General features: G+C 67.3%; 1 protein-coding gene. It reads right to left on the minus strand.

From position 1 onward, the window contains the following. The coding region (locus AC3A35_RS27815; protein WP_487439795.1) for an acyl-CoA dehydrogenase family protein at positions 1-834 on the minus strand (834 nt) is incomplete at both ends.

Genomic DNA, 834 nt, shown 5'->3' on the forward strand with positions numbered 1-834 from the left:
GTCGGCGAGCTTCTTCTGGATCAGCTGGTTCGCCGCGAGCGGGCGGCCGAACTGCTTGCGGTCCAGGGTGTATTGGCGGGCGGTCTCGTAGCACGCTTCGGCCGCGCCGAGCGCGCCCCAGGCGATGCCGAAACGGGCCGAGTTGAGGCAGGTGAACGGGCCCTTGAGGCCGCGCACCGTGGGGAAGGCGTTCTCTTCCGGGCAGAACACTTCGTCCATCACGATCTCGCCGGTGATCGAGGCACGCAGGCCGACCTTGCCGTGGATCGCCGGGGCGGACAGACCCTTCCAGCCCTTCTCGAGCACGAACCCGCGGATCTGGCCTTCGTCGTCCTTGGCCCAGACCACGAACACATCGGCGATCGGGCTGTTGGTGATCCACATCTTCGAGCCCGACAGGCTGTAGCCACCGGCAACCTTCTTCGCCCGGGTGACCATGCTGCCCGGGTCGGAGCCGTGGTTGGGCTCGGTCAGGCCGAAGCAGCCCACCCATTCGCCGCTGGCGAGTTTGGGCAGGTATTTCTGCCTGGTCTCTTCGTTGCCGAACTCGTTGATCGGCACCATCACCAGCGAGCTCTGCACGCTCATCATCGAGCGGTAGCCGGAGTCGACGCGCTCGACTTCCCGCGCGATCAGGCCGTAGCTGACGTAGTTCATGCCGGCGCCGCCGTACTGCTCGGGGATGGTCGGGCCGAGCAGGCCGAGCTCGCCCATCTCGGTGAAGATCGCGCGGTCGGTCTTCTCGTGGCGGAAGGCTTCCTGCACCCGCGGCAGCAACCGGTCCTGACTGTAGGCACGGGCCGCGTCGCGCACCAGGCGCTCGGTCTCGGTCAG

The organism is Azoarcus sp. Soil_N_20 (genome assembly GCF_057656155.1).